Origin of the sequence: Streptomyces sp. NPDC087300 (assembly GCF_044744425.1) — a bacterium.
Lineage (GTDB): Bacteria > Actinomycetota > Actinomycetes > Streptomycetales > Streptomycetaceae > Streptomyces.
On sequence record NZ_JBIUYI010000004.1, the window covers coordinates 1 to 19,129 of the forward strand.

At 72.2% G+C, this 19,129-nt stretch carries 21 protein-coding genes; 6 read left to right on the forward strand and 15 right to left on the reverse strand.

Translation table 11 applies throughout. The features are described 5' to 3' along the window. Positions 1–88: 88 nt before the first annotated feature. Entirely contained in the window at positions 89–442 is a 354-nt protein-coding gene (locus ACIO9J_RS15860) for a hypothetical protein (RefSeq protein WP_401998697.1), read from the reverse strand. Between the two features lie 229 nt (positions 443–671). On the opposite strand from ACIO9J_RS15860, the gene ACIO9J_RS15865 reads away from it, so the two are divergent. Then, positions 672–926: a hypothetical protein gene (locus ACIO9J_RS15865; RefSeq protein ID WP_401998700.1), complete on the forward strand. Its 255-nt coding sequence runs from the start codon at positions 672–674 to the stop codon at positions 924–926. Positions 927–1,003: 77 nt separating this feature from the next. Here ACIO9J_RS15865 and ACIO9J_RS15870 read toward each other — a convergent pair whose 3' ends face one another. Continuing rightward, a complete protein-coding gene (locus tag ACIO9J_RS15870; RefSeq protein ID WP_401998703.1) occupies positions 1,004–1,441 on the reverse strand; it encodes a hypothetical protein in 438 nt (145 codons plus the stop codon). Between the two features lie 351 nt (positions 1,442–1,792). On the opposite strand from ACIO9J_RS15870, the gene ACIO9J_RS15875 reads away from it, so the two are divergent. Further along, positions 1,793–2,044, forward strand: a complete 252-nt coding sequence (locus ACIO9J_RS15875; protein WP_401998706.1) for a hypothetical protein — start codon at positions 1,793–1,795, stop codon at positions 2,042–2,044. Between the two features lie 98 nt (positions 2,045–2,142). Here the strand turns inward: ACIO9J_RS15875 and ACIO9J_RS15880 are convergent, their stop codons facing one another. The 5 genes from ACIO9J_RS15880 to ACIO9J_RS15900 all read right to left on the reverse strand — a co-directional run bounded on the left by ACIO9J_RS15880 (position 2,143) and on the right by ACIO9J_RS15900 (position 5,986). Next, positions 2,143–2,469: a hypothetical protein gene (locus tag ACIO9J_RS15880; protein WP_401998709.1), complete on the reverse strand. Its 327-nt coding sequence runs from the start codon at positions 2,467–2,469 to the stop codon at positions 2,143–2,145. 78 nt (positions 2,470–2,547) lie between these two features. Beyond that, positions 2,548–3,144: a hypothetical protein gene (locus ACIO9J_RS15885; RefSeq protein ID WP_401998712.1), complete on the reverse strand. Its 597-nt coding sequence runs from the start codon at positions 3,142–3,144 to the stop codon at positions 2,548–2,550. Between the two features lie 387 nt (positions 3,145–3,531). Further along, positions 3,532–3,939, reverse strand: coding sequence for a rodlin (locus ACIO9J_RS15890; RefSeq protein WP_401998715.1), 408 nt, complete (start codon positions 3,937–3,939; stop codon positions 3,532–3,534). A 114-nt stretch (positions 3,940–4,053) separates the two neighbouring features. After that, on the reverse strand, positions 4,054–5,148 hold the full coding sequence (locus ACIO9J_RS15895; protein ID WP_401998718.1) for an LCP family protein: 1,095 nt from the start codon (positions 5,146–5,148) through the stop codon (positions 4,054–4,056). Between the two features lie 427 nt (positions 5,149–5,575). Then, a complete protein-coding gene (locus ACIO9J_RS15900) occupies positions 5,576–5,986 on the reverse strand; it encodes a rodlin (protein WP_401998720.1) in 411 nt (136 codons plus the stop codon). 291 nt (positions 5,987–6,277) lie between these two features. On the opposite strand from ACIO9J_RS15900, the gene ACIO9J_RS15905 reads away from it, so the two are divergent. The 3 genes from ACIO9J_RS15905 to ACIO9J_RS15915 all read left to right on the forward strand — a co-directional run bounded on the left by ACIO9J_RS15905 (position 6,278) and on the right by ACIO9J_RS15915 (position 8,124). Beyond that, entirely contained in the window at positions 6,278–6,685 is a 408-nt protein-coding gene (locus ACIO9J_RS15905; protein ID WP_401998723.1) for a rodlin, read from the forward strand. 349 nt (positions 6,686–7,034) lie between these two features. Then, positions 7,035–7,226, forward strand: coding sequence for a chaplin (locus tag ACIO9J_RS15910; protein WP_402001026.1), 192 nt, complete (start codon positions 7,035–7,037; stop codon positions 7,224–7,226). Between the two features lie 97 nt (positions 7,227–7,323). Then, on the forward strand, positions 7,324–8,124 hold the full coding sequence (locus ACIO9J_RS15915) for a chaplin (RefSeq protein ID WP_401998726.1): 801 nt from the start codon (positions 7,324–7,326) through the stop codon (positions 8,122–8,124). Between the two features lie 253 nt (positions 8,125–8,377). On the opposite strand, the gene ACIO9J_RS15920 is transcribed toward ACIO9J_RS15915, so the two are convergent. Continuing rightward, positions 8,378–9,640, reverse strand: a complete 1,263-nt coding sequence (locus ACIO9J_RS15920; RefSeq protein ID WP_401998729.1) for an NAD(P)-binding domain-containing protein — start codon at positions 9,638–9,640, stop codon at positions 8,378–8,380. Beyond that, entirely contained in the window at positions 9,633–10,931 is a 1,299-nt protein-coding gene (locus ACIO9J_RS15925; RefSeq protein ID WP_401998732.1) for an ATP-grasp domain-containing protein, read from the reverse strand. Before ACIO9J_RS15925 ends, ACIO9J_RS15920 begins: the two co-directional genes overlap by 8 nt. A gap of 130 nt (positions 10,932–11,061) precedes the next feature. Between ACIO9J_RS15925 and ACIO9J_RS15930 the strand changes: the two genes are divergently transcribed. After that, the gene (locus ACIO9J_RS15930; RefSeq protein ID WP_401998735.1) at positions 11,062–12,384 is read left to right on the forward strand and encodes a glycoside hydrolase family 26 protein; all 1,323 of its coding nucleotides are present in this window, start codon (positions 11,062–11,064) and stop codon (positions 12,382–12,384) included. Positions 12,385–12,414: 30 nt separating this feature from the next. On the opposite strand, the gene ACIO9J_RS15935 is transcribed toward ACIO9J_RS15930, so the two are convergent. The 6 genes from ACIO9J_RS15935 to ACIO9J_RS15960 are packed head-to-tail and all read right to left on the reverse strand — an operon-like array spanning position 12,415 to position 19,128. Further along, positions 12,415–13,539: a GNAT family N-acetyltransferase gene (locus ACIO9J_RS15935; RefSeq protein ID WP_401998738.1), complete on the reverse strand. Its 1,125-nt coding sequence runs from the start codon at positions 13,537–13,539 to the stop codon at positions 12,415–12,417. Continuing rightward, positions 13,536–14,186, reverse strand: coding sequence for a lipopolysaccharide biosynthesis protein (locus tag ACIO9J_RS15940; protein WP_401998741.1), 651 nt, complete (start codon positions 14,184–14,186; stop codon positions 13,536–13,538). Before ACIO9J_RS15940 ends, ACIO9J_RS15935 begins: the two co-directional genes overlap by 4 nt. Further along, positions 14,186–15,331 (reverse strand): glycosyltransferase, encoded by a 1,146-nt coding sequence (locus ACIO9J_RS15945; RefSeq protein ID WP_401998744.1) that lies wholly within the window; start codon positions 15,329–15,331, stop codon positions 14,186–14,188. The genes ACIO9J_RS15940 and ACIO9J_RS15945 overlap by 1 nt, the downstream gene beginning before the upstream one ends. Continuing rightward, positions 15,328–16,116: a polysaccharide deacetylase family protein gene (locus tag ACIO9J_RS15950; RefSeq protein WP_401998747.1), complete on the reverse strand. Its 789-nt coding sequence runs from the start codon at positions 16,114–16,116 to the stop codon at positions 15,328–15,330. The genes ACIO9J_RS15945 and ACIO9J_RS15950 overlap by 4 nt, the downstream gene beginning before the upstream one ends. Then, on the reverse strand, positions 16,106–17,737 hold the full coding sequence (locus ACIO9J_RS15955) for a lipid II flippase MurJ (RefSeq protein WP_401998750.1): 1,632 nt from the start codon (positions 17,735–17,737) through the stop codon (positions 16,106–16,108). The genes ACIO9J_RS15950 and ACIO9J_RS15955 overlap by 11 nt, the downstream gene beginning before the upstream one ends. Further along, positions 17,734–19,128: an O-antigen ligase family protein gene (locus ACIO9J_RS15960; protein ID WP_401998753.1), complete on the reverse strand. Its 1,395-nt coding sequence runs from the start codon at positions 19,126–19,128 to the stop codon at positions 17,734–17,736. The genes ACIO9J_RS15955 and ACIO9J_RS15960 overlap by 4 nt, the downstream gene beginning before the upstream one ends. Position 19,129: the final 1 nt, after the last annotated feature.

The following is a 19,129-nucleotide window of genomic DNA, read 5'->3' on the forward strand; positions in this document are numbered from 1 at the left end:
CAACGCTCCGCGTTGCCGCCCTCCTCCGCCTTGCGATCGCACGCACCAGACCCCGCTCCCTGATCCGGCCTGATCCAAACGAAAGACCCTAGGGCGCGGTCAGGATGTCGGCGGACTGCGGGACGGCCACGTCGTCCAGGACGTCGGTCCCCGGCTCGACGGTCGGGGCGATCTCCTCGGCCGACGGGGTGACGGTGGCGTCCAGCAGGTTGCTGGTCACGGTCCCCCCGAGGTCGCGGCACCGCTGCGCGGTGACCGGGTGGGGGATCGAGGTGACCGAGACGTAGCGGCCCTGGTCGGCGGTGTAGCCGGTGATCCGGCAGGACTGGGTGCCCGCGGTGTCGGTGGCGGTGTCCGTATCCACGTCCGCTCGCGCGGTGGCGACGGGGCTCAGTGTGAGCGTGACGAGGGTGAGCGCGGCGAGGGCGCGGCGGCGGGACATGGGATTCCTTTCACTGGAGGCAGTTGCAGCCAGCGTGCGGGCGTCCCGGCCCGCCCGCCATTCGCCGGGGCGCGGAAGAGGGGGGATTCGTCAGTACGGAGGCATGAAGATGCGTTGTCCCCGTGGCGGGTGCAGGGTCGGGAGAGGCGGAGGTCGGCCGACTCCGCCGGCCCTGTTCGGCGGGGCCTTCTGCCACGGCCGGTACATCCCCGAAAGGAACCGCATCAAGATGCGCAGCATTGCCAAGTACGTCGCCGTCGGTGCCCTCGTGACCCCCCTCGTGATCGGCAGCGCCGGCTTCGCGTCCGCCGACGACGGCGGCCCGGCCTACAAGAAGTCGCAGAACTCCGCGAACGTCGGTGGCGGCACGCGGTCGGAGACCGTCAGCGGCTTCACCCCCGACGGCAAGGCGTACTTCCTGACCTCGACGAAGAAGGCCGGTCCCACCGGCGCGACCGGCAGCTGCACGGGTTCGCACTCCTGATGCGCTGACTGCGCGAAGGCCCCCTGCCCGTTCCGACGGGCAGGGGGCCTTCGTGTGTACGGGGCCGGGGGCGCGGGTCAGGCCCTGGCGCGCAGCGTGACGGTGGCGCGGGCGTCGGCGGTGGGGAACACCTGCGGCTCGGGCCCGACGCCGAGGCTGGCGGTGACGACGGCCTCGGCGTCGGCGGCCGCCACGGGACCCGCGCCGCGCGCGGTGGAGACCACCGCCTTGCGCCAAGTGCCGTCACAGGTCGGCATGGTGGCGGCGGTGTAGACGCCCCCGGCACGGGTGTCGGCGAGGGAGACGGCCAGCGTGTCGGTGCCGAGCTCCGCCTCGCACCGGTAGCGGACGGTCACGTCGACGTGGTCGCCCGCCGCGGTGGCTTCGACGATGGTGAGGCGGTCGACCGCGGCGGCGGTCCCAGGGGCGAGCGCCCATGCGCTCGCGCCGATGGCGACGACGGACAGGGCGCGGACACAGCGCGTGCGGGCGGACCGGGTGCGGACGTGCGACATGGACCCTCCGGGAAGGTCGTGGGGGCTGGGCTCACACCCAGGGACAGATCGAGTCTGTGCCGGTTCCGGCCACCCCGCAAAGGCAGTACGAGCGATGCCCCTGACCACCCGGACGCACCACCCGGATGCACCACTCGGAGCCGAACGGGCGAGCGATCCGACAGGGCATCAGTACTGGTCAACTGCCATATGGCGTGCGGCGGGACGGATGTCCCTCACTGTGCGTCACCGTCCCGGATGCGGGCTCAGGGGGACCCGGGCAAGATCGCTCACAGCGGGATGTGGCCGAATCCGCCGACCCCTGCGAAGGGGTCTCCCGAGGCCGGCGAACTCTGAAAGGACCGCATCAAGATGCGCAGCATTGCCAAGTACGTCGCTGTCGGTGCTCTCGTCACCCCCCTCGTCATCGGCAGCGCGGGCTTCGCGTCCGCCAACGACGGCCCCGCCTACAAGAAGTCGCAGGACTCCGCGAACTCCAGCGGCGGCATGACGTCGAGCACGGTCAGCGGCTTCACCCCTGACGGCAAGGCCTACTTCAAGACCGCCACGAAGCAGGCCGGCCCCTCGGGCGCCACCGGCCACATGACGGGCTCGCACTCCTGACGCGCCCCCCCCGGCTGCCCGGCCCCGAGCCGGATCGCCTCGTGAGCCCCGAAGCACGTGCTTCGGGGCTCACGCCCGTGTACGGCGCCGGACCAGGGTCAGGAGTGGGACGCGGTCGTCGTGTAGCTGATGTGTTCCGGCCCGCCGACCGTCAGCAGGGTCCGCTCGAAGTAGGCGGTCCCGTCGGTCTCGAAGCCGGACGCCGTCTCCCGGTACGTGAGGACGTCACCGGTGAAGTCCACGCTCTCCTGGTGCCAGGAAGGACCACCCGCGTCGAGGGTGGCGGCGGCCGGGACGGCGTCGTCGGTGGGACCCCGCTGCTGTGCCGCGACGGCGGCGCCGCCCGGGGCCAGGCAGAGACCCGAGGACAGGGCGAGGGCGCAGAGGGTGAGGCGGAACGGTCGGTGGGTGATGAGCGCAGTCATACCTTCGACACTGTGCCCTCACGGCGGCCCTTCCCGGGCGACGCACCGGCGGGCACCGGCTTTCGACCCTAGTGGGCGTCAGACGGCCGGCGTCCGCGCGCCGTCGGCGGGCGACGGAACCACCGCGGGGGTGGCGGCGGCCTCGGCCGGGGCCGGGGTCGTAGCGGAGGGCGTCGGTGTGGCGGCGGGCGTCTCGGCAGGCGTCACGGCAGGCGTCTCGGCGGGTGTCACGGCCGCCGGGGTGGGCGTCGCGGCGACGGCGGAGGAGACGCGCGTGGTCGCCGTTCCCGGCGCGAACACGGCGTTGCCGCGGAAGGTGACGGTGGCCTCGGCCGTGTCGTGCGCGGCGACCTCGAAGGCACAGGTGAAGCGGCCCTCGCGGGTGGTCGTGGTGTTGCACTCCTGTGCGGCGCCGGCCGCGCCGGTGATCCGTACGGAGACCGCGAGCTGCGGCAGCGGGAACAGGAGCGTGTCGCCGTCCACCAGACGGCCGCTCACGTGCAGGGTCGTCCCCTCGCCGAGGGAGGTCTCCCGGGCGCTGAGCTCGGTGACGACGGTGGCCGCGCGCGCCGAGTCGGCCTGGCCGGCTTCGGGGAGCAGCGAGGGAGCGGGCGGCAGGGGCTCGGCACCGGCGGGCAGCGCGCTCACACCGAGGGCCAGGGGTACGGCTGCCAAGAACAGCAGATGTCTGCGGACACCCATCACACAACACTCCAGAGTCTGACGTTCGCGATTCCGGCGTTCGCTCCTGCGACGCATGGAGGGTTATGCCACCGGAGCGCCGACGGATAACAGACCCCGGGGCCACCGGGCAGATAGCCCCGCCAACCGGGTGAAGCGGCGCGATCGTGCCGCTGGAAGTGCTGAGGGAAGTGCTGGGAGAAGTACTGCGGTACGCACTTCGGTACGTGCCGTGGAACGACCGTGCCGGCCCCCTTTCGCACCTGAAGGGGACCGGCAGGGCCGCTGGTGGAGGCACCGGCGTGCGGACGGTGCGCTCCTGGCCTGCGGTGGACGGGCCGATCCCTACTGGCGACCCGTTCCACCGCGAGCGCGCACAGGTCAGCTGTTGCCCGCGCCGTTGCCCGAGAGGACCGGGATGCTGTCCAGGATGTGCGACAGCGGCTCGTCGCCCTTGGCCTGGGTCGAGTTCTCGGTGCACTGCTGGTTCTGCGGGGCGGAGAGGACGTTGATGTCCTGGACCGCGACCGGCACGACACCGACGAGCGAGCCGATGTTGGCCTTGGCCGGCAGGCCGATGCAGGGCTTGTTCAGCGAACCCTGGACCAGCGACATCTGCGGGCTCATGTCGCCGTGCGTGGCGGAGTTGCCGAAGGTCTGCGTCGCGCCGTTGCCGCTGGACGAGGTGGTGCCCGAGTCGTCACCGATGGCCATGGCCTGGGGGGCGGTGACGGCGGACATACCGGCGACGGACGCGGCGAGCGCGGCCGTGGCAAGCAGCTTCTTCATGGTGTGAGGTTTCCCTTCGAAGACAGGCTCCGTTGTGGAGTCGCATGCCTATCAACTGAGTGGCAGCCGGGGAGTTGCGGTAGGTAGCCCGTTCAGCGGAGCGCAATGCCACTCTCAGTTACATGCGACCTTGTCCCCGCGGAAGATTTCCCTGCTCGCGAGGCGGGGCGGATCGGCGGGCGCGGAGGCCGACTTGCGGCCGCCGAGCGCCCGGTCCGCGGTCAGTGCGCCGAAGACTTTCGCGGCCCGCTGCTGATCCCACTCCAGCGTGGCGCCGAGCCCGTCCTGCGGTGCGCTGAACCCGCGGATGGGGACGGTGGTGAACTCGATCGCGGAGGGCGTGAGCCGGCGCAGGGCCGTGGCGAGCGAGACGAGCTGATCGACGGTGAACCCCTGGTCGACGCGGGAGGAGCCGAGGACGGTGCGGGCCAGCTCCGCCGTACGGACGGGGTCGGCGAAGGCGCGGTCCGACGAGAGGGCGCGCAGGACCCCCACCAGGAAGCGCTGCTGCCGCTGGATGCGGCCGAAGTCCGCGCTGTTGTCCACGTGCCGGGACCGGACGTACTGAAGCGACTCGCCACCCGACAGGTGATGCGTGCCCGGCGGCATGTCGATCCGGGTCGCGAAGTCCTTGAGGGGGCGCGGGGTGCACACGCGCACGCCGCCGACCCGGTCCACGCTGTCGATGAACCGCCTGAAGTCGATCTCCAGATAGCGGTCGACGCGCACCTTCGTCATCCGCTCGATCGTGCGCACCGCGAGCCGGGGACCGCCCTCGGCGTAGGCCGCGTTGATCTTGGCGGGATGGGCGGCGCGTTCGGCGCCGGTCGCCTCGTCCCGGTGGGTGGGGATGACGGCGCGGGAGTCACGGGGCAGCCCGACGACGCTGACCCGGTCCTTCTTCGGCGACACATGGATGAGCATGATCGTGTCGGAACAATTGCAGCCCACGCTGCCGGTGGAGAACCGTTCCTTCTCTTTCTTGGTGATGCCGTCGCGGCTGTCCGTGCCCAACAGCAGGATGTTCGTGCCGGGACCGTTCTTGGGGCGGTTCTTCATGCCGTCGAAAACCGGGACCCGCTCGATGGGATGCGGCATCGCGACGGCGGTGAGTCCGGTCAGGGAAGCGGCGAGCGCGATCCCCAGGGTGATGACACCGAGGCGTTTTCCGCCTCTCCTGCGAGACGGCGCGCGGGGGATCGTCCTCATGCTGTTCTCCGCTGGCTGAATGAGGGGGAGGAAGTCTCCCGTCACCGTAATCGCGATGACGTGTCATTCCGCCGCCGTTCTTGCGCGGCGCCCAGGAACAACTCTTTCGCCACAGCGGGCCGTTTTGGTGGGGAGCCGCGTTGGAACAAAAGCAGCGACGCTCCCACCCAGGACGAGGAACCCATGGCTGATGGCGCAGGAAGCTGGCAAAGGCGCGGAGTGATCCCGGCGAGCAGGAAACCCTCGGAATGCCGTACGGATCCCATCTACGAATCCCTGTTCACCCTGTGGCGCGAAGAGGGCAGAACGCTCCCGGGGCGGCCCGACCCCGAATGGAACAGGATCGTCGAACAGGATCCGTGGCCCCGGAATTGAACACAGCAGCGGGCCGCCACGGGAAGTGGCGGCCCGCTGAATGCGTGGAACGTCAGTTGTTGCCGACGCCGTTGCCGGAGAGGACCGGGATGTCCTCCAGGAGGTGCGACAGCGGCTCGTCGCCCTTCGCCTGGGTCGAGTTCTCGGTGCACTGCTGGTTCTGCGGGGCCGACAGGACCGGAATGTCCTGGACCGCCACCGGCACCAGGCCGACGACGGAGCCCACGTTGGCCTTGGCGGGCAGGCCGATGCAGGGCTTGTTCAGCGAGCCCTGGATGAGCGCCATCTGCGGGCTCATGTTGCCGTACGTGGCGGAGTTGCCGAACTCCTGCATGGCGTCGTTGCCGCTCATCGTGTCGGTGCCGCCGTCGTTGCCGATGGCGAGCGCCGTGGGAGCCGCGACAGCCGACATGCCGACGACGGAAGCCGTGACCGCCGCGGCGGCCATAACCTTCTTGAGCACAGGTTTTCCCTTCTGACTGAGCCCCGTCCTCGGAGCACTCTGAGCAACTCCCCCGGCTGCGAGGAGTTGCTCAGATTCACTCCGATGGCCCAATGCGGAAGGGGTCTGACGCGCTCTCAGGGGGCCGGGGCTAATCCGATCGGTATTTAAATACGGGAGGTGCGGACGGCGCATTGTTCGAGGTGCGCCGTTCGGAGGGCGATCCGATGGAGTGAATGGGCGGAACCAAAACCTCCGGAGCGAGTTGAACAGCCCGCAGTACCCTGTGGTCGGTCCAGAAAAGGAACAGCAATGTACAAGAAGGCAATGGCCGCCGCCGCGGTCGCCGTCTCGGTTGTGGGCGTCTCTGCCGCCGCTTCGCCCGCGATGGCCATCGGTGACGATGGCGGCACGACGTCGATGAGCGGCAACGGCGCCAAGCAGGCATTCGGCAACTCCGTCACCAAGGGCAACATGAGCCCGCAGCTGTCCCTGGTGCAGGGCTCGCTGAACAAGCCCTGCATCGGCCTCCCGGTCAAGGGCAACGCCGGCGCCCTCGTCGGCCTGGTGCCGGTCGCGGTCCAGGACATCCCCGTCCTCTCCGCGCCGCAGAACCAGCAGTGCACCGAGAACTCGACCCAGGCGAAGGGCGACGAGCCGCTGTCGCACATCCTGGACGACATCCCGGTCCTGTCCGGCAATGGCGAGCACAACGGCTGATCCGCCGAGCCGCGGAGACTGCTCGGACCGTCCCGACTCACCTCGGGCGGTCCGAGCTTTTTCATGCCCGTGACAACGGGGGTGTGAAAGCCCGTGACGCCGAAGGTACGAAATCGGCAACTCCAGCCCCTGGATGCGCTCTTGATGACCGTTCCGCGTTCGAGTGAACTTCCGAAAGGTGTCGGTATTACGGTTTCCTCGCCCGTGAACGCTCGTTGAGTAGGACTCAGGTCACGGTGCGGGAAGGGGAACTCCCCGCCCGGTCTACGGCCGCCGTCGAGGCGTGACCCGAAAGAAGGGAATACCTGTGAAGCTCAAGAAGAGCGCAACGATCGTGGCCGGTGCCCTCATGGCGCTGAGCATGGGCGCTCCGGCCTTCGCCGACTCCGGCGCCGAGGCCGCGGCCAGCAACTCCCCGGGAGTCCTCTCCGGCAACGTCGTTCAGGTGCCGGTCCACGTTCCCGTCAACGTGTGCGGCAACAGCGTCAACGTGATCGCTCTCCTGAACCCGGCGTTCGGTAACGAGTGCGTCAACGACTGACATAGCGGCCAGCCTTCCCAGCTGCGTCGAAGCCGGCCCCAGCGCTCCCCGAGTCGCTGGGGCCGGCCCCCTCCATCGCACAGAGAGACCACGTACATTGCGCCAGGCCCTCAGCAAGGGAATGCTCTCCGCCGCGGCCGCCACGAGCATCCTGTCCTTGTCCGGCACCGGCGCCTACGCGGCGACCGCGTCAGGTGGACAGGACATGGATGCCGGTCTCCTGTCCGGCAACCGCGTGGCGGCCCCGCTCGACGTGCCGTTGGCACTGTGCGGCAACACCGCGGACGGCGCCGCGGCGCTCAACCCGGCCTCCGGCAACACCTGCGCCACCGAGACGCACACCACTGAGACGGGCACCGCCGAGACCGGAACCGCCACCGCGAGCGGCGAGACGGCGCACTCCCCGGGCCTGCTGTCCGGCAACAACGTGCAGGTGCCGATCACCGCTCCGGTCAACGTCTGCGGCGACGCCGTCGACGTGGTCGCACTCGCCTCCGGCACCACGGGAAACCGGTGCGGGAGCGGTGCTTCTCATGAGCAGCACGAGCGAAGTCACGTGCCGGATAAGCCCGTTGACCGTACCTCCCCTCCCGCCCCTGTCGAGGCGGCGCCGGAGCGGGCCGTCCCGTCGACCCGGACGGGGGAGCTGCCCGAGCCGCTCGCTCCGCACGCTTCGACGGCGTCCTCACCGACCGCACCGAAGACCACAGTCGCCGAACCGGGGCGTACGCAGGGCGAACAGCACGCCCCGAAGCCGGTCGGCGACGTCGCGCCCAGGGCCCAGCTCGCCGAGACGGGAGCGGACGGTTCCGCGCTGGGCGCGGGGGCGGCGGCTGCGGGACTGGTGCTGGGCGGCGCGATCCTGTACCGCCGTGGGCGGACGGCCGCGAGCGTCTGAAGCTGCCGGCAGGGAAGCCAGATGCGCGTAGCTTCCCTGCCGGCCCTGGAGGGCGGCACACCAGGCCGTAGGGGGATGTCGCACATCCACGGCATTGGTGCCGACGGCTGGCGGATGGCGACCCGGCCTGTTCCATGAAGCACGTCCAGTGCATCACCCGGCGACTCCACCGGGGGACGAGGTTCACCCGTTCGCCCGATGCGTCACCCATAAGAGGGCGGCCGCCCGAGCGGCCGCCCGTGTCCATGTCCGGTCAGCGCACCGGCTGTTGGGCGCGGCGTGGCACTTCGCCGCCGGCCTGCGGGGGTAGCGAGGCGAGGGTCCTGCGGCGCAGATGGCGCTCGACGCCTCGTACGAGCCGTGCGGCGGTGAACGAGGCCCCGTACACGAAGCGCATGGCGGGTCCGAAGCTCGAAGCCGTGGTCAGTCCGGCGAGGAAGAGCCCGGGGCGGCTGGTCTCGAACGCGGTGCTGACGTAGGGGCTCTCGTCCGCCAACGAGGCGAGATCCAGGCGCAGTTCACGGTCGAGCACGTCGATGCGCCGGGTCGTCGCCCGGAACCCCGTGGCGGCGATGATGTGGTCGGTCGTGAAGGACGGGCCCGCGCCGTCGGTCCCGCTGGTCGTCACGTGGATCCGGCCGCCCACGGCCTCGGCGGTGCGCACCTGCCGCCCGACGAGCGTCTCGACGCCCGACTCCACGCGCTCCCTGATCCACCACGCCCCTGCCGGGCCGAGCGCGGACGCGGCGACCTGGGCGCGGACCTCCTCGGGCAGCCGGCGGAAGAGGTGGGGGGTCCGCGCGTAGAACCAGTTGTGCCATCCGCAGCCGAGACCGGTGTGCGGGGCGCGCAGCGACTGCCACCACGGCCGCTGCCAGGGCGGCGGCATGGTGTTCCAGTCGACCTGCGGAGAGCGGGCCAGGACGCGGACGCGGGTGCCCTGTTCGGCCAGCAGCGCGGCGGTCTCCAGCGCGGCCTGGCCCGCGCCGAGCACGGTCACGTCCTGGTCGCGGAAGCGGGACAGATCTGCGTGATGGCTGCTGTGCGAGGCGTGTTCGGGGCCCAGGCCCTGAAGGGCCGGGGGCGTCTGCGTGAACGGCATGACGCCGACGGCCAGGGCCACGGCCCGCGCGCGGTGGACCTCGCCGTCCTCGGTACGGGCCTCGAAGCCGTCGGCGTCCGCACGGACCGAGGCGATGAGCCGCTCGTCCACGGGCGGGGCCGCCTGCTCGGCGAACCAGAGGCCGTAGGCGGAGAAGTGGCCGATGGGCAGCGGGTGTCCGTGCTCGGCGCGCAGCCCCTCGCGGGCGCAGAAGGCGGCCAGGCCGTAACGCCCCGCGGGGTCGGACAGATCGGAGGCCCAGGGCTCCGACTTCAGGAACATGCCCTGCGCCATGTGGTCCCGCCAGGAGGCCATGGGGCGGCCGAAGATCCGTACGTCGAGCCCTGCCGCCGCTGCGTGCGAGGCGATCGACAGGCCGTAGGGGCCCGCTCCGACAATCAGCAGGTCATGCATCGGTGGCTGCTCGCTCTCTGTTCGGGGTGGGCAGGACGGCCGGGGCGGGCGCCGGGGCCCTGCGGGACAGCGGGGTGAGGAACAGCTGCGAGCGGCGGCCGACACCGGCCCGCAGGCGCTGGCCCATGTGCCGGCGCCACAGGCGGCGCAGGGCCGCGCCGGGCGCGGGGTCGTCGTCGGCGTGCCAGGCGAGTTCACCGGCCGGCGACGGCTCGCCGGACCGGGGCCTCGGCAGCGAGCGCAGGGCCGTGAACGGGGCGTAGTTCTCCACCACGAACGTGCGGCCGGGTGAGGGCTGCGGGGGTGGTACGGGCCGGTGCGTCAGGCCCAGGTGCAGGGCGCGTACGACGTCGGTGCCCGCCGCGTCGGCGAAGAGGCGGAACTGGGCGCCCGGACGCGGGTTGAAGTCGATGAGGAAGAAGGCGCCTGTCGCGGTGTCCCTGCGGAAGTCCAGGTCGAAGATGCCCCGGTAGCCCAGGGCCGCGACCAGCCGCCCCGCCGTGGCCCACAGTCGCGGGTTGGCGGTCCACTCGCCGCTCACCGTCAGGCCCGCGGCCCGTGGCCAGGAGCGGTGCTTGCGGCCCGTGCCGCCCCCGCGCACGGTCCCGTCGGGACCGGCGCAGCCGTGCACGAACCAGTCCGCGTCCCGTACGCCGGGCACGAAGGCCTGGAGCAGCAGCCGGCTGCCCGCCTCCGCCCGGCGCGCGAAGAGCTGCTCGGCCTCGCGCGGGGAGCCGATCACCGTCGTGCTGCGCAGCCCGACGCCCTGCGGCAGTGTCCAGGGGCGGCTCCACTTGGCCACGGTGGGCGTGCCAAGGAGCGCCAGGGCGCCCGCCGCCTCGGCCGCCGACTCCGGCACCAGGGTCACCGGGTGGTCCACCCCCGCCTGCGCGCAGACCTCCGCCAGGGTCGCCTTGTCCGCGACCCGCTCCGCCACCCCGCCGGACGGTCCCGGCAGCAGATAGCGGCTGCTCAGTTCCTCGTGCAGGGCGCTGATGGCCAGGGCGCTGATGTCGTCCATGGGGATCAGGACGGCCGGGGCGCTCACGCGCGTGGCGACCGAGCGCAGCACGGCGGCGACCTCGGGGAGCGAGGCGCCCGGCGGGGGCGGGGGGTGCATCTGGTGCAGGTAGCGGGACTGCTCGACGGGGCTTCCGCGGTCGTCGGCCACGAGGTGGACCTGCACGCCCGCGCGCCCCAGCGAGCGCACGGCGCCCAGCGTTCCGTGGTGAAAAGGATTCCTGTCGATCCGCAGGAGGACAGCAGGAGTTCGCGTGTCCAGAGGCTGCAAAGTCGGCCTTACTGTTCGATCACCCATGCGGGCGATAAGGGGGAGCGGGGAGATTAGAAACTCGATTGGCGTAATAGATATAAATATGACGGCCCATTAGGTACCGGAGATTCGGGAACGAGGAGAAGTCATGGCCCCAGAGCGCCGCCGGCGCAGCAAACGGCTTGCATTCATCGCCGGCGGAATCATCTCGTCGGTGGCCCTGGCCTGTGCGCCGGGATACACGGTGGGCATCGTGCGGGACGGCGAGCCGCCGCCCGTCGCCGCCACGCCAGCCGCCCCCGAGGTTCCCGCGGTGCCCACGCCGGCCGTCCCCGAGGTGCCGTCGACCGTGGCGGATCCGCTGACGCCGACCGACTCGTCGACCCCGGCCGACCCGGTGGTGCCCCCGACCGTGCCGGAACCGTCGGCCTCCGCGTCGCCGACCACCCCGCCCGCCCCGCTCAAGGCGCCCGCCATCGGCGCGTACCTGGACTTCGGTCCGCGCGGTGTCCGGCGCATCGAGCAGCTGAGCGAATGGCTGGACGGCACCGAGCTGCGGGTCGGGCACACGTACCTGCCCGGCGACCGGTGGGCCAACATCGAGGGGACGCCGACGTTCCTTGAGGACTGGGCGAAATGGCGCCAGGAGAAGGACGACAGGCTCTTCGTCCTCAATGTGCCGATGCTCGAGAAGAACGAGGAAGGCGTCGGTGACACGGAAGTCGCCGCGCTTTTGAAAGAGGGCGCCGCCGGTGATTTCGACGCCCACTTCAAGAAGCTGGGCGAACGCCTCGTCGCTCTCGGCGTGCCCGACACGGTGATCGTGCTGGGCTGGGAGATGAACGGCACGACCTACACCCATCGTTGTGGCCCGGACCCGGAGTCCTGGAAGAAGTACTGGAACAAGATCGTCACCACGATGCGCGCGGTTCCCGGCCAGAAATTCAAGTTCGACTTCACGCCGAGCAGGGGCCGCGACGCCGTCCCGTGGACCGACTGCTACCCGGGTGACGACGTCGTCGACATCGTGGGCATGGACTCCTACGACCAGCCCCGCGGCATGTCGTTCGACCAGCAGGTCAAGGAGCCCTACGGGCTTCAGGAGCACGTGGATTTCGCCGCGGCCCACAACAAGCCCATCTCCTACCCCGAGTGGGGCCTCTTCCGTAACGGCGACAACGAGGAGTACATGCGCCGGATGCTGGAGTGGATGGACGAGAAGAAGCCGCTGTACAACACGGTCACCGACTACTGCCCGCACGGCGTGTGGCAGTGCAAGGACAACCCGGACGCCTCCGAGGTGTACCGGGAACTGCTCTCCGGCCGTACGGACAACCCGACTCCCGAGCCGACCGAGCCGGTGACACCGCCGACGTGCTCGCCGCTGGATCTCGGCGACTGGGTCGAGTACTGGCTGGGCGGCAAGCTGTGTGTGCGGTTCGACTGGTGGAAGGACGAGCGGCGCTCGTGAATCCCCCTGGCACCGCGACGGCGTGGGTCCTCATGACGAGGCCCCGCCTTCGCGGTGCTCGCCGCGCCGCCGGCGCTGCGTGCGCAGCCACTGGCGGGCGGACGCGTCACCGCACGCGGCGGACAGCAGCGGAGCCGTCCGTCGGCGGGCGAGGAGGAACCGCTGGTTGGTGACCGGCTCCGGCCGCCAGTGCTGCTTGTAGGGCTCCGTGCCGCGCAACAGGCTGAGCGTACGGGGGCGTTCGCCGCCGGTGTGCCGGGTGCACGCCTCCAGGAGCATCGTGGCGACGTCCACCTTGCGCTCCCTGAGCTGGGGATCGGCGCCGTACAGATAACCGCCCGCCAGCGTGTCCGACAGGAGGGTCAGGTCCGCCGCCACCACCTGCCCGTCGAGGCGGAACTCGGTCACGACCGCCTCCCCGGCCGCCACCATCGGCCGCATCGACCGCAGCAGGTGCTCGTGGAAGCGCGGCTGGAGGTGCTCGGAGGTCACCTTGCGGCCGCGCCACTGGAGTTGATGCAGATGCAGCAGGGTCCGCACCGACTCCTCGACGTCCGTGCACGGCACGATGCGGCTCTCCACGCCGAGCGCGGCGAGCTTGCGCATCTTGGCCCGGGTGCGCTGCGCCCGTGGCGTGGGCAGCCGCTTGAGCAGATCCTCCATCGGCATGGCGGGCAGCTCCAGGCACGAGGAGTCGGCCAGCATCCTCTTGGGGCCAGGCCAGTCCCGGTAGACGTCCTCGACGCAGGCGCCGGGACGGGCCTCGCGGAAGTCGAGCAGCGCGGTGCGGGCCAGGCCGTACAGGGCTTCACCGAGCGCCCGCAGCCCGGCCTCGCGCCGTGCGTCGTCCACCAGGACGTCGGCGAAGTCCGAGATCGCCCCGCCCAGCGGCTTCAGCGCCGGGATCGGCCGGTGCACCCGCATCAGCGGCGCCGCCGCGACCAGGTGGTCCGCCGCGTCACGGATCAGCAGCACCCGCAGCCTGCCGCGCCTGCCGTAGGAGTGCCACCACGAGGACAGCCACGCGTGACTCTGGAACGGCGTCGCCGCCCCGCACGCCCGGTACAGGCGCCCCCACGGTTCGGCGAGCGCCGCGAACGCGTCGGTGTCGACGCACAGTTCCGCCCGCAGGACGGGTCCGGAAGCCGCGCTCACGCGTTGCTCCGGACCAGGCCGGAGGCCGGTCCGGGGACGGCGGCCGCGCCCGTGGGCTCCTCGCGCCGGCGCGGGCGGACCAGCAGCGTCAGACCGCCGAGCAGACCGCCGGCGCAGCCGCCCACCAGGACGCTCACCCCGGTGGACAGCGAGGTGGGCTCGGTGGGCTTCACCGCCCGGGAGAACGCGAGGAGTTTGACGCGGGTGCTGTCCTTGGCGTGGTTGGCGCTGCTCGCCAGCGAGCGGGCCACCGCGTTGGCGGTGATCGCGGCCTCCGCGGGCCGGTCGGCGGACGCGGAGACGGCGATCATCGGGGCGTCGGGAGAGGTCGCCACCTGCACGCTGTCCTGGAGCTCGGCGGCCGACATGCCCGCGGCGACCTGGGCGTCGCTCAGCACCGCGAGCTGCGTCGCCACCCTGCCGTACGCCTGCGCGAACCCCAGCGCGGTGGCGGGGTCCGACCGCTCCTGCGGCACGGCGATGACGTAACTGGTGGCCGTGTACTGGGGCGTGTGCAGCACGCCGTACCCGGCACCGGCGAGGGCGCCGAGGGCCGCGCAGGCGGGCAGGGCCCACCAGCGGGGCAGCCGGGCGGCGCGGGTGCGCAGGGCGCCGAGGCGGGGGCGCTCGGTTGCGGAGTCGTTCATCAAGGACTCACCTTCAGGGTCAAGCCGGAGACAACTGAGGCGTATACGTCCATCAGCTGGTCGGCGCTGCGGGTGATGCTGTAGTGCCGCACGGCGGGGGCGGCCGCGCGGTGCGCGAGGTCCTGGCCGCGGAGGCGGAAGAGGACCTGCGCGAAGGCGTCCGGATCGCTCGGGCAGTGTGCGGCGTTGGTCTGCCGGTCGAGGGGCAGGCCCTCGACGGCGGGACACGACGTGTAGACCACGGGCAGGCCGTTGGCCAGCCCTTCGACCAGCGCGAGCCCGAAGGCCTCCTCGGGGGAGGGCGAGGCCAGCGCGTCCATCGCCGCGAGCAGCGACGGCAGGTCGGGGCCGCGGCCGGCCGCGGGTCCGTCCTCGTGCGCGGCCTCACCGGCGAAGAGCACCCGGTCGGTCAGGGCGAGCCGGTCGGCGAGCCCGCGCAGTTCCTGTTCCTGCTCGCCGGCTCCCACCAGCAGGACCATGACGTCGTCGGGCAGTTGGGAGACGGCCCGCAGCAGGACGTCGAAACGCTTGCCGCGGGCCAGCCGGCCCACGCCGCCGACGAGGAACGCGCCCTCGGGCACGCCCAGTTGGCGGCGGATCTGGGCACGGGCGTCCGGGGCGAACCGGAAGCGGTCCACGTCGATGCCGTTGGGCACCACCCGGATCCGCTGCTGCGGCACGCCCCAGCGCCGCAGCCGCTGCCCGACGGCCGGGGAGACGGCGACGGTCATCCGCCCCAGCCGCTCGCCGGTCAGATAGAGCCCGCGGACGCCCGCCGTCAGGCGGCGGCCCTCCATCTGGGTCTCCCCGAGGGAGTGTTCGGTGGCCACGACGGCACGGACCCCGGCGAGGCGCGCCGCGATGCGCCCGTACAGGCAGGCCCGGAAGAGGTGGGTGTGGACCAGGTCGTACTGCCCGCCCTTGATCATCTTGGTCAGCCGGGGGAGTGCCGCCACGTCCCGGTTGCCGGACATGCCGAGGTCGCTCACCCGCGCGGCACCGTCGGCGACGATCCCCTCCGCGACCGTGCCCGCGTTGGTCAGCGTGACGACGTCGCAGTGCGCGGGCTGATGGCGCAGCAGCAGCCGCAGTTGCTGCTCGGCGCCGCCCACGCCGAGCCCGGTGATGACGTGCAGGACCCTCACCCGGTCACCGCCGCCGGGGTGAGGGCGCGGCCCCTGAGCCGGTTCGTCCACAGCTTCAGGGCGAGGCGCGGCGACGAGTCGTTCTGCCCGATGTGGATCCGGGGCAGGGCGAGGGGGCCGCGGAGCGGGCCGGGGTCGATGGCGCAGCCGTAGCCGTAGCCGGCCGCGCGCACGGCGGACACCACCCGCTCGTCCACGTGCCCGTAGGGGTAGCAGAAGCCCTGTACGTCCTCGCCGACCAGGTCGCTCAGCACGGCCCGGCTGCCGCTGACCTCGCGCTCCAGGAGCCGGTCGTCGGCCTCGGTCAGGTCGACGTGGGTCAGCCCGTGCGAGGCGATCTCCATGCCGTACTCCGCGATGTGCCGGATGCCGTCGGCGCCGAGCAGCGGCTTGCGCGGGCCCAGCGGATCCCAGGCGTTGTCGCCGTCGAGGCGGCCCGGCAGGACGAACACGGTGGCCGTGCAGCCGTGGTGGCGCAGCACGGGGAGCGCCCCTTCGACGAAGTCGCGGTACCCGTCGTCGAAGGTGAGCCCCACGAGACCGCGCTCCTCGCCCCGGGCGCGCGCCTCCACGAGCTGCCGCATCGACACGCCGCGCAGCCCCCGGCGGCGCAGCCACCGCAGCTGCTCGGCGAGGCGTTCGGGGGAGACGGTGATCCGGTACGGGTCCTCGGACGCGTGCTCGACGGAGTGGTACATCGCCACCCACGCGGGGGTGCTCGGCGGTCGGCGCAGCAGGAAGGGCTCGGCCCCCGGCTGCGCGTTCGGTCTGAGGTCAACGGGCATGGCGGAGTCTTCCTGTGACGGAGCGGAGGACGGAAGGCCAGGGCTGCGCCCGCAGGGCAAGCCCGATGAGTACGAAGGAGACGGCGACCACCCCGCCGCCGGCCACGACGGCGAGCAGCGGGCTCGCCATCCGCCGGGCGACCAGGGCGCCGAGGACCGCCGCGACGGCCGCGGCCAGCACGAGCCGGGCCAGCTGCCCCACCACCGCCCGCGTCCTGATGGGCACGGTGTCGGGGCCGAGCCCCCGCAGCAGCAGCGCCGCGGTCACGCAGATGCCGGTCGCGTTGGCCCCCGCGATGCCGTACACGCCCCACGTGCCCACGGTCAGGAAGCCGATCCCGGCCGTGGCGACGACCCCGATGAACATGGAGAACAGCGGGATCCAGGTGGTGCGTGCCACGGAGAAGTAGGCGCGGGCCAGCGCGCCCACCATCGTGTGCCCGAGCAGACCGAGCGTGTACACGCGCATGACGCCCGCCGTGGCCGCGGTGTCCCTGGCCCCGAACGCACCACGCTGGAAGAGCAGTTCGATGAGCGCGGGCGCGGCGGCGATGACCGCGGCCGCCCCGAACATGACCATGCAGCCCGCCAGGACGAGATCACGTTCGACGCGGTCGCGGGCCCGCTCGATCTCGCCGTCGGCGAGCGCACGGGCGACCACGGGGAAGGTGACGGTGCACAGCATGAGGGAGAGCACCATCGGCATCTGCGCCACCTTCTGGGCGTAGTTCAGATGCGAGATGGCCCCGGCGGGCAGCGACGACGCGAGGAAGCGTTCGATGAGGACCTGCGACTGGCGGCAGAGCGCGAACAGCAGGACCGTCCAGATGATCGCCGTCTGCATGGTCGGCGGGGTCGGCTTGGCCGGCTGGGCGGGGCGCGGGATGGACACCGTGCGGCCGCCGCGCCGCAGTTGCCGCCACAGGGACGGCGCCTGCGCGAGCACCATGAGCACGCCGCCCACCGCGACCCCGGCCGCGGCCGACCGGATGCCCCAGCGCCCGGACAGGACGAACAGCGCCACGATGATGGCGGTGTTGTAGGCGACGTAGACCGTGGCGGGGGCGACGAACCTGCGGTGCGCCCGCAGCGCGGCGGAGCAGTACCCCGCGAGCCCGAACGTCAGGGCGCTGGTCGCGGTCAGCCGGGTGCAGTCGACGGCCAGTTGCGGGTCGGGCAGGCCGGGGGCGAGCAGCGCGACGATGTACGGCGCCGCGGCCACCAGCCCCAGGGCCGTCACCGCGAAGCACAGCGCCATCCGCGGCAACGACGTCCGTACGAGGGCGCGCACCGGGTCCCCGTCCCCGCCGTCCGCGCGGCGGGCGAGCGCCAGGCTGAAGGCGGGGACGAGGAAGAAGGCGAGACCGTCCTCGATGAGCAGCGTCGCCGCCAGTTCCGGGAGCGTCCAGGCGACCAGGAACGCGTCGGTGTCGGTGCTGGCACCGAAGTAGTGCGCGAGCGCCTGGTCACGGACGAGCCCGAGGAGCGAGCCGGCCACCGAGAGCGCGGCGGTGACGAGGGCGGCCTTGGCGAGGAACGAGCCGCTGCTCGTCCTGTCCTTCGTGGGGGGCGGTGGCGGCGTCGCGAGGTCCGTCGCCACCGTCTCGGGCCCGGCCGTCACCGCGCCGCCGCCTCTTCCCGCAGCGCGCGGGCGCCCACGGCCCACCAGGACACGAGGCCGAACGCGATCGCGGTCAGCACCGTGGAGGGCCCGCCGATGTCCGCGTACACGAAGTCGACCAGCTGCCAGACGAGCAGCCCGCACGCGAGGAGCGCGCAGTCCAGCTCCGGGCCGCCCGCACCCGAGCGGCCCGGCCGCTGCCGCGCCCACCGGCGCAGCCCGCACACCAGGACGGCCAGCCAGCTCCCGGCCAGCGCGACCAGGCCGATGAGCCCCTGCTCGCCCAGGACGAGCAGATACATGTTGTGCGGAGAGAGCAGCGGCTGCCGTACGAAACCGGCGCCCGCGCCCGCGGTGTCGCTGCCGGACGACAGGGCGAGCGAGGCATGGCCGTCACGGTGCTCGGGGAATCCCTTGAGCCCCACGCCGGTCATCGGCTGCGCGCGCCACATGTCCACCGACGCCGCCCACATCGTGTACCGGTCGGTGACCGACTGGTCGGGCGTGTCCGTGACCTGCGTGATGCTGCTCAGCCGCTCCTGGAGCATGTCGGAGCCCACGCCGAGCCCGGCCACCAGGACCACCCCGGCCGCGCCCGCGGCCAGCAGCGCCCGGCTCGCCCTGCGCGCTCCCGCGAGGAAGAGGACGAAGAGGCAGGCCACCGCGGTGGCGATCCACGCGCCGCGGCTGAAGGACAGCGCGAGCGGCACGGCGAGCAGGGCCGCGCAGATCAGCGCGGCCGTGCGCTGCCGGGGCGCGCCGGGCCGGAAGGCGAGCGCCAGGGAGCTGACGAGGCCGTAGGAGACGACGGTGGCCATTCCCATGACGTCCGTCGAACCGAACGTGCCCACCGCGCGGATGTCCTCGCCCATGTACGAGGCGCCGGTCCCGGTCAGGTACTGGTGGACGCCCAAGGTGCCCTGCCACAGCGCGAGCCCGACGAACGACCAGGCGAGCAGGCGGAAGTGGTGCGCGTCCCTGATGAGGATCAGCACCGCGGCCGGGACGAGGACGAAGATCTGCAGGTAGCGCGCGGCGCCGGGCACGCCGAGCGCGGCGGACGCGGCGCCGCAGGCGGCCACGGTGATGCCGACGACGGGAAGTCCCAGCAGTACGGCGGCGGTGCGCGTCAGCGGACGCTGCCCGCGGCGCAGCACGAGCACCAGGCAGTAGCCGACGACGAGCGCCGAGACCGCGTCGGCGACGGTGCCCGCGCCGGAGGTCTCGGCGGCGGGCGGCGGCGGCACGGTGAGGAGCGCGACCAGGACGACGACGGGCAGCACCGTCGCGTACCTGGCCAGCGCGCGCCGGACCGCGGCGAGCGGCTCGGTCCGGTGCGCGGCGGGTGCCGGGGCCGTGTCGGGCCAGGGGCGGAGCGCGGAGTGGGTCACG

Bases quoted from the DNA above. Each gene is read 5' to 3' on its own strand.
- ACIO9J_RS15860 (WP_401998697.1), bottom strand. From the start codon at position 442: ATGTCCCGCCGCCGCGCCCTCGCCGCGCTCACCCTCGTCACGCTCACA.
- ACIO9J_RS15865 (WP_401998700.1), top strand. From the start codon at position 672: ATGCGCAGCATTGCCAAGTACGTCGCCGTCGGTGCCCTCGTGACCCCC.
- ACIO9J_RS15870 (WP_401998703.1), bottom strand. From the start codon at position 1,441: ATGTCGCACGTCCGCACCCGGTCCGCCCGCACGCGCTGTGTCCGCGCC.
- ACIO9J_RS15875 (WP_401998706.1), top strand. From the start codon at position 1,793: ATGCGCAGCATTGCCAAGTACGTCGCTGTCGGTGCTCTCGTCACCCCC.
- ACIO9J_RS15880 (WP_401998709.1), bottom strand. From the start codon at position 2,469: ATGACTGCGCTCATCACCCACCGACCGTTCCGCCTCACCCTCTGCGCC.
- ACIO9J_RS15890 (WP_401998715.1), bottom strand. From the start codon at position 3,939: ATGAAGAAGCTGCTTGCCACGGCCGCGCTCGCCGCGTCCGTCGCCGGT.
- ACIO9J_RS15895 (WP_401998718.1), bottom strand. From the start codon at position 5,148: ATGAGGACGATCCCCCGCGCGCCGTCTCGCAGGAGAGGCGGAAAACGC.
- ACIO9J_RS15905 (WP_401998723.1), top strand. From the start codon at position 6,278: ATGTACAAGAAGGCAATGGCCGCCGCCGCGGTCGCCGTCTCGGTTGTG.
- ACIO9J_RS15910 (WP_402001026.1), top strand. From the start codon at position 7,035: ATGGCGCTGAGCATGGGCGCTCCGGCCTTCGCCGACTCCGGCGCCGAG.
- ACIO9J_RS15920 (WP_401998729.1), bottom strand. From the start codon at position 9,640: ATGCATGACCTGCTGATTGTCGGAGCGGGCCCCTACGGCCTGTCGATC.
- ACIO9J_RS15930 (WP_401998735.1), top strand. From the start codon at position 11,062: ATGGCCCCAGAGCGCCGCCGGCGCAGCAAACGGCTTGCATTCATCGCC.
- ACIO9J_RS15940 (WP_401998741.1), bottom strand. From the start codon at position 14,186: ATGAACGACTCCGCAACCGAGCGCCCCCGCCTCGGCGCCCTGCGCACC.
- ACIO9J_RS15950 (WP_401998747.1), bottom strand. From the start codon at position 16,116: ATGCCCGTTGACCTCAGACCGAACGCGCAGCCGGGGGCCGAGCCCTTC.